The sequence below is a fragment of the Flavobacterium sp. genome, from assembly GCF_013822155.1.
Lineage (GTDB): Bacteria > Bacteroidota > Bacteroidia > Flavobacteriales > Flavobacteriaceae > Flavobacterium.
In genome coordinates this window covers 43940-61333 of the sequence record NZ_PNJW01000005.1, presented here as the reverse complement: position 1 = coordinate 61333, position 17394 = coordinate 43940, and the positions used below count along the sequence as shown (strand labels likewise).

The 17394-nt window shown below is 34.4% G+C and carries 9 protein-coding genes; 5 read left to right on the top strand and 4 right to left on the bottom strand.

All coding sequences use genetic code 11. The annotated features are described in order from the left end of the window. Nucleotides 1-45: 45 nt before the first annotated feature. The 4 genes from C0512_RS02540 to C0512_RS02525 form a co-directional block, all read right to left on the bottom strand. On the bottom strand, nt 46-2349 hold the full coding sequence (locus tag C0512_RS02540) for a glycoside hydrolase family 65 protein (protein WP_290858625.1): 2304 nt from the start codon (nt 2347-2349) through the stop codon (nt 46-48). 3 nt (nt 2350-2352) lie between these two features. Further along, nucleotides 2353-3009: a beta-phosphoglucomutase gene (gene pgmB, locus C0512_RS02535; RefSeq protein ID WP_290858623.1), complete on the bottom strand. Its 657-nt coding sequence runs from the start codon at nt 3007-3009 to the stop codon at nt 2353-2355. A 10-nt stretch (nt 3010-3019) separates the two neighbouring features. Continuing rightward, nucleotides 3020-4348, bottom strand: a complete 1329-nt coding sequence (locus C0512_RS02530) for an SLC45 family MFS transporter (RefSeq protein WP_290858621.1) — start codon at nt 4346-4348, stop codon at nt 3020-3022. A 200-nt stretch (nt 4349-4548) separates the two neighbouring features. Continuing rightward, complete coding sequence (locus C0512_RS02525) at nt 4549-5574, bottom strand: LacI family DNA-binding transcriptional regulator (protein ID WP_290858619.1); 1026 nt, start codon at nt 5572-5574, stop codon at nt 4549-4551. Nucleotides 5575-5800: 226 nt separating this feature from the next. Between C0512_RS02525 and C0512_RS02520 the strand changes: the two genes are divergently transcribed. The 5 genes from C0512_RS02520 (at nt 5801) to C0512_RS02500 (ending at nt 17344) form a co-directional block, all read left to right on the top strand. After that, on the top strand, nt 5801-8770 hold the full coding sequence (locus tag C0512_RS02520; RefSeq protein WP_290858617.1) for a TonB-dependent receptor: 2970 nt from the start codon (nt 5801-5803) through the stop codon (nt 8768-8770). Between the two features lie 8 nt (nt 8771-8778). Further along, complete coding sequence (locus C0512_RS02515; RefSeq protein ID WP_290858616.1) at nt 8779-10410, top strand: RagB/SusD family nutrient uptake outer membrane protein; 1632 nt, start codon at nt 8779-8781, stop codon at nt 10408-10410. 27 nt (nt 10411-10437) lie between these two features. After that, on the top strand, nt 10438-11481 hold the full coding sequence (locus C0512_RS02510; RefSeq protein WP_290858615.1) for a SusE domain-containing protein: 1044 nt from the start codon (nt 10438-10440) through the stop codon (nt 11479-11481). Between the two features lie 68 nt (nt 11482-11549). Then, nucleotides 11550-14441 carry an alpha-amylase family glycosyl hydrolase gene (locus C0512_RS02505; protein ID WP_290858613.1) on the top strand — a complete coding sequence of 964 codons (2892 nt, stop codon included), beginning with the start codon at nt 11550-11552 and terminating at the stop codon, nt 14439-14441. Between the two features lie 107 nt (nt 14442-14548). Continuing rightward, nucleotides 14549-17344 (top strand): AsmA-like C-terminal region-containing protein, encoded by a 2796-nt coding sequence (locus tag C0512_RS02500; protein ID WP_290858612.1) that lies wholly within the window; start codon nt 14549-14551, stop codon nt 17342-17344. Nucleotides 17345-17394: the final 50 nt, after the last annotated feature.

The following is a 17394-nucleotide window of genomic DNA, read 5'->3' as shown; positions in this document are numbered from 1 at the left end:
ACGCCAAGCAATACTTTTGCGACTTAGCGTCTTTGCGAGAGTTTATTATACGGTTACCAAACTATTTGGCTCCACTAAAATTTCTTTTCCATTAACAAAAACTATAATTTCTTTATCACCTTCCAACGATAATTTTGTTTCATTCGGACGAACAGAAACTTCTAAAACTTGATTTCTGAAATTAATTTTAAAGGAATACCCTTTCCATTGCGTTGGTATTTTTGGTTCAAAATGTAAGGTGCTATTTTTCACCCGCATACCGCCAAAACCTTCTACGATACTCATCCAAGTTCCTGCCATTGAAGTAATGTGTAAACCTTCGTGTACTTCTTTATTATAATCATCTAAATCCAAACGAGAAGTTCGTAAGTAGAAAGTATAAGCTTGTTCCATTCTGCCTAAACCGGCAGCTTGGATTGAATGAACACAAGGAGAAAGTGAGCTTTCATGAACCGTAAAGGGCTCATAAAAATCGAAATGTTTTTCCAATTGTGCTTTACTGAAATGATCTTCAAAGAAATAAAATCCCTGTAAAGTATCGGCTTGTTTGATGTAAGGCGAACGTAAAATTCGATCCCATGACCATTTTTGGTTGATTGGTCGCTGACTTTTATCTAAATCAGAAACTTTTACTAATTCTTTATCTAAGAAACCATCTTGTTGTAAGTAAACATCATGTTCTTCTGAATAGGGAAAATACATGTTGTCGGCTACTTCTTTCCAATGATTAATTTCTGACTGAGAAAGTTTTACTTTATTTAAAATTCGGGTATAATCCGAAGTATATTCTTTTTCAATTTTATTGATTTGTTCCACTGTATAATCAATACACCATTTCGCAATATAATTCGTGTAGAAATTATTATTGACGTTGTTTTCGTATTCATTTGGTCCGGTGACACCTAAAATCACAAATTGATTTTTGTGCGTAGAGTAGGTGGCTCTTTGATGCCAAAAACGGGCAATTCCGATGAGTACTTCCAGTCCTTTTTCTGGAATGTAGCTGTAATCACCAGTGAAACGATAATAGTTAAAAATAGCAAAAGCAATGGCTCCGTTTCGGTGAATTTCTTCAAATGTAATTTCCCATTCATTGTGACATTCCTCACCATTCATGGTAACCATAGGATACAAAGCAGCTCCATTTTTGAAACCTAATTTACTTGCATTTTCAATGGCTTTATCCAATTGATTATAGCGATACGTCAATAGGTTTCGAGCCACTTGTTGGTCTTTGGTAGCCATGTAAAATGGAATACAATAGGCTTCCGTATCCCAATAGGTTGAACCGCCATATTTTTCGCCGGTAAATCCTTTCGGACCAATATTTAAGCGAGAATCTTTTCCTAAATAAGTTTGATTTAATTGGAAAATATTGAAACGGATTCCTTGTTGAGCTTTTACATCGCCATCAATAGTAATATCACTCATTTCCCAAATTTTTGCCCAAGCTTTGATTTGATTTTCAAGTAATTTGTCGTAACCTATTTTTAAGGCAGCAGCAATTGCTTTTTGAGCAGCTATTTGTGTGTTTTCATGATTCATGGAAACCGTGTATCCGCCTATTTTTTGAATTGTAGCCGATTGATTTTTGGAAATAGATACTTCATATGAAAATTCTATGGTTTCATTGGAAGACGCAACATTGAAAGGCGAAGCATTTACAGATATACCATCAACCAAAATTGTATTTTGCATGAAAGTAGTTGCCGTAAAATGCGTTTTGAACGTTCTTGCGGTTACATAAGCTTCATTGCCATTGTTTTTAACATCCAATGGTTCCCAGAATTTTTCTTCCCAGTTGGCATCTTCGTTATGAACTCCTGCATCCAAATAAGGTTTAAATACAATTTTTGCGGCTTGATTTAAAGCAGTTATTTCATAATTAATTACACCTACTTCATCCAAATCAATAGAAAGAAAACGACGCACTTGCACCTCAATTTCAGTTCCGTTTTGAAGGGTTGCTGTAAAAGAACGATGATACCATCCTTCTTTCATATTTAATTCTCTGCGGAAATTTTTCACGGCTACACATTTGGCTAAATCTAAATTTTCACCGTTAATTTCGATATTGATTCCAATCCAATTGGGAGCGTTCAATACTTTGGCAAAATATTCCGGATAACCGTTTTTCCACCAACCCACTTTTGTTTTATCGGGATAGTAAATTCCGCCAATATAACTTCCTTGGAATGTTTTCCCGGAATAATGTTCTTCAAAATTCGCACGTTGTCCCATCGCACCGTTTCCAATGCTGAACAAACTTTCAGAAGACTTAACCAGGTCTTGCTCAAATCCTTCTTCTATAATCGACCAGTTATCTGGTATGATATAATCTTGGTTCATTTTTTATTTATTCACTAGGTTTTCTATAAAATTTAAATCGATATGGGTAAAATCCGGAAACACATAATCTGCTTCATTTAAAACGGCTTCATCCCCAATTCCCACACTTGTCATTCCGCCGATATTTGCGGCTTGTATTCCGGCAACGGAATCTTCAAAAACAATACATTTTTCCGGGGGGAAATTAACTTTTTTGGCTCCTTGAAGAAAAACCTCAGGATCCGGCTTGGCATTTGAAACATCGTTGCCATCAACAACAGCATCAAAAAAATCTATAATTTTTGCTTTTTCTAGAATTGGTTTAGCATTTTTACTGGCTGAGCCCAAAACAATTTTTTGATTTTTTTCTTTTAGAAAAGCCAATACAGGGATTACACCCGGCAAAATTTCACTTTCATCCATATTTACTAAATAGGATAAATAGTCTTCATTTTTTTGAACAAGCCATTTGTTTTTGTCTTCTTGGCTAGCCTCGAAATTTCCTAAAGAAAGGATAATATCGAGTGAGCGAACACGACTCACTCCTTTTAATTGTTCATTGTGTTCAGGGGTAAAATCAATCCCAAGTTGTTGAGCCAATTTTTGCCAAGCTAAAAAATGGTATTTAGCAGTGTCAACTATAACACCATCTAGATCGAAAATAAAACATTTTTGATTCATGGTAGAATAATTAGTTTACTGAGGATTTTTCTTTTACCAAATAAACTGATAATCCTGCAAGAATCATGGACATTCCGGATATGACGATGATAGCCACCGGTGAATTGTCAAAAAGAGCAATAATACTTCCGCCAATAAGTCCGGCTGCTATTTGAGGAAGGGTGATGGTTGCATTGAATAAGCCCATGTAAACTCCCATTTTTTCAGCGGGTAAAGAACTTGAAAGCATCGCATAAGGAATAGCTAAAATTGATGCCCAAGCCATTCCAACTCCAATCATAGAGACTAAAAGTATTGTTTTGTCGTGTACAAAGAAAATGGAAGCTAACCCAAGTCCACCCATTATTAAGGAGAAACTATACACATTTTTCCGACCATATTTTTTTGCTAAGGATGGAATTAAAAATGCAAAAACAGCAGCGATACCACTATAAAAGGCAAACATTACTCCAGTCCAGTTTCCAGCATCGTTAAACGCAACAGATTTAGGATCTAATGCCTCATCTCCCCAAACTTGATTTGCTATAGCTCTTGTTGTGTAAACCCACATCAAGAATAAAGAAAACCAAGAAAAGAATTGCACAATACCTAATTGCCAAAAAATCTTCGGTGCATTAGGAATTAAACTCCAAATACTTGCTTTGGGTTTGTTTTCATTGGCTTCCAAATCAATATTATTATATTCAGCATGTTCTTTTGGAGGATATTCTTTCGTTTTATAAACTGTCCATAACACACTTAATAATAAAATTGTTCCTCCAATATAAAATGACCAAACAACCGAATCGGCAACTTTTTCACCTTCGGCAGGTATATTAGCCACATTCAATTTTGAGAGAATGTATGGTAACAATGAGCCGAAAACAGCCCCAAAATTTATCAAAGCACTTTGAACTGAATAGCCCAAATTTTTCTGATCATCGTCAACCATATCGCCCACTAGGGCTCTAAAAGGTTGCATGGTTACATTAAAAGAAGTGTCCATCAAAAGTAACATGATGGCACCAAATGCTAAAGCAGGGAGTAAATCAGTAAAGTATTCTGCATTAGGCATAAAATACATTGCTAAGGCCGAAATAATTGCACCGCCTAAAATAAATGGAACACGTCTTCCTAATCTAGTCCAAGTTTTATCACTTGATAATCCAATGATGGGTTGTACAAATAGACCGGCTAAAGGAGCTGCAAGCCAAAAAAAGCCGATGCTGTGAACATCTGCACCTAAAGCTTCTAAAATTCTACTGGTATTACCATTCTGTAGAGAGTAACCTATTTGAACTCCTAGAAATCCAAAGCTCAAATTCCAAATTTGCCAAAAACTTAATTTGGGTTTTTTCATTATCGTAATTGTTAATTAATATTACGATAAGCTATACTGCTTATCAAAACTTATGGGTTCGAAGTAAAAAATATAAGTCTTGATAATTAATTACAAATATAGTTTTTTTTTAAAGCGAAATTATTTTTTATAAAAAATTTTGAAAGTTATCTTTTGTAGTTAAAATTTTGAAAGTCAATAAAATCAATGGTTTGCGTGAACTATAACGTTGGCGTAGATTCTCGTTCAACTAAATGAGTTTCGATAACTTCCGTTCTGTAGTGCTCATCATCTTCGTCTTCACTCTCTAATCTTTCGATAAGCATTTTGGCTGCTTTTCCGCCCATTTTTATTCCGTTTTGACCCACAGTAGTGATGCTTGGAGTGGAGTATTTGGAGATGATTCCATCGGTAAATCCAATTATAGATAACTCTTCCGGAATTTTTATTCCTTTTTTAAGAGCGGCCTTTATTGCGGTTACGGCAAAAAGTTCATTTACGGCAAAAATGGCATCAATGCTTTGGTTGTTAACTAAGTTTTCTATTACTTCATCACAATTGTCAATGTCTTCTATTTTTAATATTAAATTGTCATCAACTTTGATATCATTTGCTTTTAAGGCTTTTATATAGCCATCTGTTCGCAATTTCCCTACACTCACATAATCAACGGTTGTAATAAGAGCTATTTTTTTTGCCCCCTTTTCAATTAAGGCTTGAACGGCTTGAAAAGCAGCTGAATTATCATCAATAATGACTTTGTCACAGAGAATATCGTTGGTAACTCGATCAAACATAACCACCGGCATACCCTGATTAATAACCTCTGAGATATGATGAAAATCTTTCTTTTGCTGAGTTTCTTTGGACAAAGACATGATAAAGCCGTCAATGCTTCCATTGGCCAGCATTTCCATGTTAATGACCTCTTTGTCAAAAGATTCGTCTGATAAACAAACGATAACGTTATAGCCATGTTCATTCGCAACATTTTCAACACCACTAATTACGGTTGCAAAAAAATGATGTACAATTTCCGGAATGATAATTCCGATTGTTTTCGTTTTCTTGTTTTTTAAACTTAAGGCGATATTGTTGGGCTTGTAGTTGTATAACTTGGCAAAAGCTTGTACTTTTTGACGGGTATCTTCGCTAATTTCAGAACTGTCTTTAAGTGATTTTGAAACGGTTGAAATGGATACATCTAATTCCTTAGCAATTTGTTTTAAAGTAACTTTTCTTTTCATGTTGTATTTAAGTCATTAGTAATTTGTGAATAAAGATAATTTTATTTTTTTAGAATCGGAATTTTTGACCTTAAAATAGCGAATATTGTAAAAGTTTTCAACACGAAAACGTTTTCGGAGCCTATTTAATAGGTCTTTGTTCAAAACATCATAAAATTTCCTTAATTTTATACCTCGAAGTAAAAAATATAAGCTCAAAACACAATTTTTAACCTAAACAAACTGTATGAAAACAATTTCTAAAAAGTTGTTATTTTTATTGCTTCTACTGCCCCTTAGCGTGCTGGCTCAGAGCACAGTAAGCGGGGTTGTGACTGACAAAGGATCAGCTCAACCAATGCCGGGAGTAAATGTAATTATTAAAGGCACCACTAAAGGTGCTACAACTGATTTTGACGGGAAGTATTCGCTGTCAAATGTAAAAAGTGGCGATGTGATTGAATTCTCTTACGTAGGATTCAAGCCAGTAGATGTGACGTATACTTCACAAAAATCAATCGATGTTTCTTTAGAAGAAGAATCAGCAAAACTGGAAGAAGTAGTTTTAGTTGGTTACGGAACTGTTAAGAAAAAAGATGCAACAGGTTCTGTAGTTCAAGTAACTACAAAAGATTTTAACAAAGGTGCTAACGTAACGGCGGAAAACCTATTAAATGGTAGAGTTGCCGGGGTGACTATTAACACTAGTGGACAGCCGGGCTCAGGATCTGCTATTAGAATTCGTGGTGGTTCCTCATTAGGTGCTTCTAACGATCCGTTGATAGTAATTGATGGTTTGCCAATTGGTGAAGTAGCCGGAGGTGCAACTTCTGTATTAGCATCTATCAATCCAAATGACATCGAGAGTTTTACCGTATTAAAAGATGCTTCTGCAACGGCTATTTACGGTTCTCGTGCATCTAATGGGGTGATTATTATTACTACTAAAAAAGGCGGAAAAGAATTAGCAGTTGAATATAATTTTCAATATGGCTCAGGTGAAGTAGCAAATAAGGTGGATGTTTTCTCTGGAGAAGATTATTATAAAATGGTGGAAGCAAACAGACCACAGTTTTTAAACAGATTAGGTGTAGATGATCCCAACAATCCTGGTGAAAAAATTTATTATGATACCGATTGGCAAGATGAAATTTACAGAAGAACTGATTTAGTTGAAAATACGTTAACAGTGAAGGGTTCATTATTCAAAAAAATCCCAACTCGTTTATCTGTAGGTAATACGTATCAGGAAGGTCTTCGTTTAACCAGTTCATATAACAGAAATTCGGCTAATTTAGCAATGAACCCAAATTTCTTTGAAGATCATTTAAAATTAAAATTAAATGCTAACTTATCGAATGAAAATAACAGGTTTGCAGATGGTGTAGAAGGTGGTGCAATTCGTTTTGATCCTACAAAACCTGTTTATGATTCAAATTCTGCTTATGGTGGTTTCTTTCAGTATACTGATGCAAATGGTCTTGCTTTAAATGGTGTAAACCGTAACCCGGTGGCTGCTTTATTACAAAGAAAGAACATTACAGAGGTAAATCGTATTTTTGGAAATTTCGAATTGGACTACAAATTACATTTCTTCGAAGATATGAGAGCGGTAGTAAATGTTGGATGGGATAAAAGTAAAGGTAGCGGCTCAAATGAGTTGTCTAAAGAAAGTCCTGATGGTCAACGTAATGGAAATACGGAAGCAATCTTAACCAATGGTAGCTATACTGAATTTACCAGTGAAAGAGAGAATACATTGTTAGATGCCTATTTAGTATACAGTAAATCATTAGAAAATTTCAGAGCTGAAGTAACAGGTGGTTATTCTTATCAAAAGTTTACCGGTTCAAGTTTCAGTTCAAAAGATTACAGAAGATATAATGATGCAGGGAATCAAAATAATTACTACACGGAAACTGATGTTGTTTTAATTGGTTTTTTTGGTAGAGCTAATTTAACTTTTAATGAGAAATATTTAGTTACCTTGTCATACAGAAGAGACGGTACTTCTAGATTCTCTGAAGACAATCGTTGGGGTAATTTCCCGGCTGCTGCTATTGCATGGAAAATGAAAGATGAATCATTCTTGAAAGATTCTAAAACTTTTTCTGATTTAAAATTAAGAGCAGGTTGGGGTATTACAGGTCAACAAGACTTAGGAGCGAGTAGATTTGATTATTTATCTACTATGTCGACAGGTCAGCCGGGTAATGATTATATGTTTGGTGGACAACCTATTGTTCCGGGATTCCCGAACTATACAAACCCTGATTTGAAATGGGAAGAAACAACAACTTATAACGTGGGTATCGATTACGGGTTCTGGAACAACAGAATTACAGGAGCTTTAGACTTTTTCTACAAACAATCAGATGACTTATTGGCAAGAGCTCCAGTGCCGGATGGTTCAAACTTTAGTAACGTTGGATCACAAAATATTGGTGCATTTACTTCTCAAGGGGTTGAGTTCGCTATTAATGCCTCTCTTTATCAAGGAGATGGTTTTAATTGGGATGTGAATTTTAATGCTGCCCATTTTAATACTAATATTGATAAACTAGCTGCCGGTATTGATATCGAAGTTGGTGGAGTTGGTTCAGGTACAGGAGGAACTATTCAAGTTCATTCAGAAGGATATACACCTTATTCATTCTTTGTTTACAAACAACTTTATGATACTGCCGGTACACCTATCGAAGGAGCATATGCTGATATTAATCGAGATGGTATAATTACTGCAGCTGATAGATATATCTATAAAAATCCGGATCCGGAAGCAGTCTTAGGTTTTGCCTCTAATATGAGTTACAAAAATTTTGATTTTTCATTTAACTTGAGAGCAAGTATTGGTAACCATTTATACAATGCAGTGAATGCAGGTAATGCTCAGTATGATAACATTGAAAGTACGCAGGTTGTAGCGAATTTACCAACGGCTGTGTTAGATTCTAATTTCAATACTACATCAGACGTTTTATATTCTGATTATTATATTGAAAATGCTTCTTTCTTAAAAATGGACAACATTACGTTAGGGTATACTTTTTCTAAAATCTTTAATGATAAAGCTACTTTACGTTTAAGTACCGGTATGCAAAATGTATTTGTAATCACAGAATATAGTGGTTTAGATCCTGAAGTTTTTGGTGGAATTGACAACACCATTTACCCAAGACCAAGAACAATATTATTTGGTGCCAACATTAAATTTTAAAAAAAACTATGAAAACAAAAATTAAATTATTAACCGCATTCTCAGTACTTCTTTTCTTAGGAGCGTGTACTGATGATTTGAATGTTACTCCGCAAGATGACAATTTGTTCCTTACGGATGACTTCTACACAACGGATGCCTCTTATAAACAAGGTTTGGCGGGGGTTTATTCAAATTTATCCTTAACTGGAACAAGTGGTCCTGGTTCTTCTTTTATTGAAGGATTAGATGCAGGAACCAGTCAATATGGTAGAACCTTATGGTATATGCAAGTATTGGCGGCAGACGAAGCAGTTTGGTCATATGAAAATGACCCGGGTGTTAGAGAAATTCAACGTAATATTTGGTCAGCTGAAAACCCAATTGTACGTGGGATGTTCGGTAGAGCTATGGTACAGGTTTCTTTTGCAAATGAATATTTGAGACAAACAACAGATGCTAAATTAGATACTAGAGGAGTTGGAGAAGCCGTTAGAGCTGAAATACCTACTTTTAGAGCAGAAGCTAGATTGTTGAGAGCATTGGCCTATTACCACTTGATGGATTTATATGGAAAAGCTCCTTTCTTAACAGAAGAAGATTTACCTGGTTTTACAGCTGGTCCTCAATATGACAGAGCTCAGTTATTTGCATTTTTAGAAGAAGAATTGACAGCAATCGAAGCTGATTTAAAAGCTCCGAGAACTAATGAACATGGAAGAGCAGACAAAGCGGTTGCTTGGATGATTTTAGCTAAAATGTATTTAAATGCTGAGGTTTATATTGGAACTCCAAAATATACGGAATGTATTGCTCAATGTAATAACATCATTGGTGGAGGATATTCATTAGCACCTAATTATCTTTATAATTTTATGTCAGACAGTGACACAAATAGTGCTAGAAATGAAATCATTTTTCCTTTAATTTCTGATGGTCAATATACTAAAAATTACGGACCAACAACAGTTATGATTAATGGTGAAGTAGGTTCGATTGAACAAAACGGTGTATCTCTTGGTGTTGGTGCCGGAGGTTGGGGTGGAGCTTTACGAGTTAGAAAACAATTTGCAAGTAAATTTGAAGATGCTATTTATAATGGTGATTCACGTAATACATTAATTAAAGCAAATCGTTCGGCTGAAATTGGTTCTATTTCTGATAGAGATTCAGGTTTTGTAATCACTAAATTTTCTAACAGAACTTCAAACGGTGGTCAGGGTTCAGATTTGACTTTTGTTGATACGGATTTTCCATTATTTAGATTAGCAGACGTTTATTTAATGTTAGCGGAAGCTCAAATGAGAAATTCCGGTGCTACGAATAGTTCTTTAGATCAAACAGGAATAGCTACACAACAATCAGTTGATTATATCAATGATTTAAGAGAAAGAGCCTTTGGTAATGAATCAGCTAATGTGTCTGTATCTCAAGTTTCTCTTCAATTTATTTTAGATGAAAGATTAAGAGAATTACATTGGGAATCTCACAGAAGACAAGACTTAATCCGTTTCAACAGATATACTGGCGGAAACTATAATTGGGCTTGGAAAGGAAATGGTTCTAATGGAATTTCAATTTCAGGTAACTTAAAAGTATACCCTCTTCCATCTCAAAGTTTAGCTGTTAATCCAAATTTAACTCAAAACCCTGGTTATTAATCATATCAATTTAAAAATTATTTAAAAATGAAAAATACATTCAAATTTTTATTCGCTTTTATCGCTTTTGCTGGACTTATGTCTTGTGAAGACGAAGAAAACTTCCAAATCCTTGATCCATCAGGGGATTTTGTAATAGTTACACCGGATGCTGGAACAAACATAGTTTTAGATCCAAATTTACAAACAAATCCAAGTATTACTTTAACTTGGTCTGCTGCTGATTATGGAACACCTACTGAAATTCAATATGTAGTTGAATTTGCAGCTGCTGGTACTGATTTCGCTGAACCGGTTGTTGCCGCTTCTACAACAAATACAAATGTAACTTGGAATGTGTTAGAATTAAATGGGGCTGCTGTGGCTGCCGGTTTAACTCCTTTCACAGAGGGTGGTTTAGATATTAGAGTAAAAGCTACTACTGGAACTACTGAAACTCAAGAAAGAATTTCGAATACGTTAACTATTTTTGTTACTGCATTCAGTACTGATTTACCAACAATCGCTGTACCTGGAAACCACCAAGGTTGGAATCCACCAACAGCACCAAAATTAGCTTCTTCAGGATTTGGTGAAACAGATTATGAAGGTTATATTTGGTTAGATGGAGGTTATAAGTTTTTAGCTCCTGATGCTTCTGGTGCTTTCAATTGGGGAAATACAGATTGGGGCGATGATGGTTCTTTCTCTGGTGTTTTAGTTGAACAAGGAGAGTCTGATTGTACATCACCGGCTGGTTACTATAGAGTTAAAGCGGATACAGAAGCCTTAACTTATTCTACAGAATTAACCAATTGGGGAATTATTGGTGCTGCAACTCCAGGTGGTTGGGATGCAAGTACTCCTTTGACTTACAATGCAACTACCCAAATGTGGGAAGGTATAGTAGCATTAAGTGCTGGAGAATTTAAATTCAGAGCTAATGATGCTTGGACCATTAATTACGGAGGAGATCCTGCTGCTATGTCACAAGATGGAGCTAATCTTTCTGTTGGTGTTGCCGGTACTTATTTGGTAAAACTTAATTTAAGTAGCCCAAGAGCATACACTTATGAATTAATTGCTCAATAATTTCTTTTTAAAATAATAAAAAGGGCTGTAAATCCTACAGCCCTTTTTTATCATTTAAATTTTCAGCTATGAAAAAATATTATTTCTTTACTTTTTTATTTTCTTTATTTTCAGGATTAGTTTTTGCTCAAGTAACAATTACTCCCTCCACGTTCAATGTAACGGATCAAATTACTATTACTGTATCAACAGCTGCCCAAGCCTGTAACCTTATGGGGACAAGTCCTGCAAAAGTTTATATGCATGCCGGTATTGGCGATGATACAAATGCTTTTGGTTATTCTGTTATTGGAACTTGGGGACAAGATAATGGCGTTGGGCTAATGACAAACAATGGAAATGGAACGTGGTCTATTACTATTACACCAAGTGTTTATTTTGGTTTAAATGGAACACAACAAGCAAATGCAACAAAACTAGGAATGGTTTTTAGAAATGCAAATGGTTCTCAAACCTTAAAATTACCACCATCATGCAGTGATTTTATTTTCAATGTGGGAACTTTTCAGTTAAACTTGACTTCTCCTGTGAACAATAGTTCAACTATCATAAATAGTGGAGGTAGTTTGTTAGTTTCTGCTACAAATACAGGCGGTAATGCCAGTTATGTTTTGAAAGCAAATGGAAATACTATCAATTCAAATGGAGCTACTGCAAATTATTCCTTTACACATTCACCTATTACTTCAAATCAAAATTACGAGTTGATAGTAACACAAGGAAGTAGTACAATTACAAGAACATTTAAAGTAATTGTAAATCCCGGTACTATTTCTCAAGCAATTCCTGCGGGTATGGAAGATGGTATTAATTATAATGCATCTGATCCAACAAAAGCAACACTGAAGTTAAATGCTCCGGGGAAAGATTTTGTTTATGTGGCAGGTAGTTTCAACAATTGGGAACCGGATGGGTCGTATGCCATGAAAAAAGATCCAACCACAAATATATTTTGGTTAGAATTGACAGGGCTTACTCCCGGACAAATGTATACTTATCAATATTGGGTGGTAGATCAAACACCAACCACTAATTCACCGGTTTTGGTAAAAACGGCAGATATGTATTCCACATTAGTTTTGTCACCTTATGATGACCAGTGGATTCCTTCTACAAGCTACCCAAATATGCCGGCGTACCCTCAAGGGCAAGAAAGAGAAGTTACGGTATTACAAACAGCACAACCGGTTTATCCATGGAGTCAAGCTACATTGAATTTTGTAAAACCGAATAAAGATAATCTTGTAGTATACGAAGTTTTAGTAAGAGATTTTGATGCGAATAGAACTTATCAAAATCTAATAGACAGAATTGATTATTTTAGAAATCTTAAAATTAATGCGATTGAGTTAATGCCGGTCATGGAATTTGAAGGAAATGAATCGTGGGGATATAACACCGCATTTCACATGGCTCAAGACAAATTTTATGGAACCAAAGACAAACTAAAAGAACTTATTGATTTATGCCATCAAAATGGTATCGCCGTAATTCTTGACGTAGCTTTAAATCATGCCTTCGGAAGAAACCCGGGTATAAGAATGTGGATGAGTGATGCAGATGGAGACGGTTGGGGACCACCGGCAAGTGATAATCCCTATTTTAATACTGTTGCAAGACACAGTTACAGTGTAGGGGATGATTTTAATCACCAATCAGCCTTGACAAAATATTACACAAAACGGGTAATCAAACAATGGGTAGAGGAGTATAAAATCGATGGATTCCGATGGGATTTAACAAAAGGTTTTACACAAGAATGTACTGCCGGAGATGATGCTTGTACAAATGGATATCGAAATGATAGAGTAGCTGTTTTAAAAGAATATGCTGATTATTCTTGGTCATTAGACCCAAATCATTATGTGATTTTTGAACATTTAGGGGCGGATAATGAAGAGCAACAATGGGCAAATTATAGAATTAATGAAGGTAAAGGGGTTATGATGTGGGGAGAACTTTGGAATCCTTACAAACAACTTATCAGTGGAAATTCAACAAATGCTGATATAACAAGAATGGGACATGTCAGTAGAGGTTTTACCGGAAAAAGATTAATGGGTTATGCCGAAAGTCATGATAAAGACAGAATTATTTATGAAGCAGTAACTTTTGGAAATGGTGGAGGAACCGCTCCTGTTAGTGGGAACTTAAACAATACAATTCCAAGAATGAAAGCAATTGGTGCTACCAGTATTTTAATTCCTGGCCCTAAAATGATTTGGCATTTTCAAGAATTAGGGATGGACGATTCTATTTTTACTTGCTCAGGAGGCAGTTCCGTAAATACAGATTACGATGCTATTCCAGGAGATTGTAAATTAGACACGAAGCCTCAGCCCCAATGGGTTGAAAATTGGTTAGGCGATGCTCTTCGCAATTCAGTTTACAATGCCTATGCAAAATTTATTAGTTTAAAGAAAAATGAACCGGTTTTTAATGGTGATTATTCTATTAGTCCAAATGGCAGTAATATTCGTCAACGAATTTATGTGTTCAATAATTCATTGCCATCTACACAGTTAAAAAATGTAGTTATTTTAGCAAACTTTTCTGTGGCTAGTCAAAATATCACCCCTGATTTCCCATATACTGGGACTTGGTATGATTTAATGACGGATGCTCCAATAAGCGTAACCAGCACAACGGCACAGATTGCATTAGCCCCGGGAGAGTTTAAAGTTTATGGGAACAGATTGCCAACGCTTAGTGCCGAAACTTTTGAATGGAAAGATGATATTGCAATTGCACCTAATCCAACTACCGAAACATTTTCTGTGACAGTTCCAACAGTAAAAGTTGAAATTTATTCAATTACAGGTCAATTAGTTAAAGCATTTCAAAATGATTTTGATACAAACTATCGTTTTGATGTAAGTGATTTGACGAAAGGAATTTATTTCGTAAAAATTAAAGATCAAAATGACCGTGAAAAATCAATGAAATTGCTAAAAAATTAAAATTTGAGTTAGTTAATATGATTATAATGCCATTAAACCCAGCTTTTTAGTTGGGTTTTTTATTTTTAATATTTTGCTAATTGATAGATTATGAATACTTTCGTAGTATGAATAAATCAGGTAAAAAACGCGTATTTAAAATAGTTAAAATTGCCGGGATATCTTTGGGAACACTACTGTTATTGCTTTTTTTGTTGCCAACAATTTTCCCTGAAACATTAACAAATCAAGTAAAAAAGTTTGCAAACGAGAAGCTTAATGGAGAATTGAGTTTTAAAGAAACTCACCTGTCTTTTTTTACTCATTTTCCTTCGTTAACCTTATCATTGGATGATTTTTTATTAAAAGGATCCGCACCATTTCAAAAAGACACGCTTATTGCCGCAAAGGAAGTGGCATTTGGTATAAATTTAAAGTCTGTTTTTTTTGATGAAAAAATTAAAATCGATAAAATTTTCATCTCAGAAGGCACTATTTTAATCAAAGTAAACAAAAAAGGGGAACCCAATTACAATGTTTATGTTTCAGATGAGGCAGAAACTGTTTCTGATTCAACTTCTGCATCTTTAAAGCTGGAACGAATAGATATCAAAAATACCAGGTTAGTTTATGATGATCAATCCACTAAAATTTTAATTAATGCAAAAGGCTTTAATTACATCGGTAAAGGTGATTTGGATAAAGCAGTTTTTGATTTGAAAACAAAAGCACAAATTGAGTCGTTTGATTTCAGTTTTGAAAATGAACAATATTTAAAAAACAAAAAAGTTAATGCTGAATTAATTACAAAAATAAACACCAATTCTCTTGCCCTTGTTTTTGAACAAAATAATTTAAAAATCAACAAATTGCCAGTTGAATTTAAAGGGAAATTCAACTTTTTAAAAAATGGATATGATTTAGATTTTAATGTAAAATCTCAGAATAGTCAATTAAATGACTTCTTTACAGCTTTACCACCAAGTTATATTAAATGGTTAGATAAGACAGAAATTAAGGGTAAAACAGATTTATTCTTTGAGTTGAAAGGGCAATACATTGCCTCTGAAAATAAAATGCCAAACGTTCATTTTAATATGAAAATCAGAGATGGTTATATCTCCCATCAAAAAACCCCTTTTCCTGCCGAAAATATATTTTTGAATTTTGATACTAAATTACCTTCTTTAGATCCAGAACAATTGGCAGTAAAAATTGATTCCATTTATTTTGATGTAGGGAAAGATTTTTTTAATGGAAATGTAATTGTTAACGGACTTTCAAAACCGAAAATTAATGCCCGAATTCGTTCTAAAATGGATTTAGCGAAACTGGATAAGGCTTTAGGTATTCAAAATATGGATTTAAAAGGCATTTTTACAGCAGATATTGTTGCAAAGGGCATTTATGATAAAGAAAAAAATCAATTTCCGGTAACCAAAGGAGATTTAGAACTTAAAAATGGACATATTAAATCAACCTATTATCCTAACCCTATTGAGAACATAAATTTTAAAGCAAAAGCATCAAATCAAACAGGTGAATTAAAAGATTTATCACTTGTCATTAATCCGGCATCACTCCAATTTGAAGGAAAACCAATTGCAATTAATGCATCATTTCAAAATTTTGAAGATATTTCGTATAATATAAAAGCGAAAGGTGAATTAGATATTGAAAAAATATATAAAGTATTTTCTCAAAAAGGTTTGGATGTAAGCGGATATGCTAAAATGGATGTCTCATTTAAAGGAAAACAAAGTGACGCTACTAATGGCAACTACAATAAACTGGAAAATAAAGGCATTCTTTATCTGAGAGATATAAAAACAACTTCTGATTATTTACCCAAACCGTTTATCATTAAAGAGGGCGAATTTGTTTTTAATCAAGATAAAATGAATTTCAAAAACTTTAAGGCAAACTATGGGCAATCTGATTTCATGATGAATGGTTACATGGAAAATGTGATAAATTTTGCCTTGTCTGATTCTGAAATTTTAAAAGGAACATTTGCAGTAGAATCTAATCTGATTCAAATAAATGAGTTCATGGCTTTTTCAGATAATTCAAAAGAATTGCCTGAATCCGCCGAAAGTGAAACTGTTTCTGAAAGTGGAGTGATAGTTATTCCGACTCAATTTAATTTTAATTTACTTGCAAAGGCCAACAAAGTTGTTTTTGATGAGATGAATATTGAAAATCTTTCCGGAAAAATGGTTGTGAATCAAAGGAAATTGGCTCTTCAAAACACTTCTTTTTCACTAATTGGTACAAAAGTAATTATGAGTGCTTTATATTTCAATGAATCTACAAACAAAGCAGATTTTGATTTTAAGATTAAAGCAACGGAATTTAATATTAAGAGAGCTTACAATGAAATACCTATGTTTCGTGAAATGGCTTCTGCTGCTGAATATGCAGAAGGTATTGTTTCCTTAGATTACAAAATAGCCGGAAAAATAGATGAAAATATGTCTCCAATATATCCTTCTCTCGTTGGTGGAGGAACACTTTCAGTCAAGAATGTAAAAATGAAAGGATTCAAATTATTTAATGCAGTAAGCAAAAAAACAGAAACAGATGCATTAAAAGACCCCGATGTTTCAAAAGTAGATATTAAAACGACTGTAAAAAATAATTTGATTAAAATAGAACGATTCAAGTTTAAGGTGGCAGGATTTAGGCCAAGAATTGAAGGAGAATCAAGTTTTGATGGTAAATTAAATATAAAAATGAGGTTGGGCTTACCTCCATTAGGAATAATAGGTATCCCAATAAAAGTGACCGGAACTCAAGAAAACCCTATTATTGGAGTTGGAAAACAGACGGAAAACCTTGAAGAAACGGAATACGAGGACGGAACTTCTCCTCAAGTCGTTCCTGAACAATTGCCTGAAACAATTAGGGACACTATTAAATAACAAAAAACCCGAATATTGCTATTCGGGTTTAAGTGGTACCTCCAGTCCCG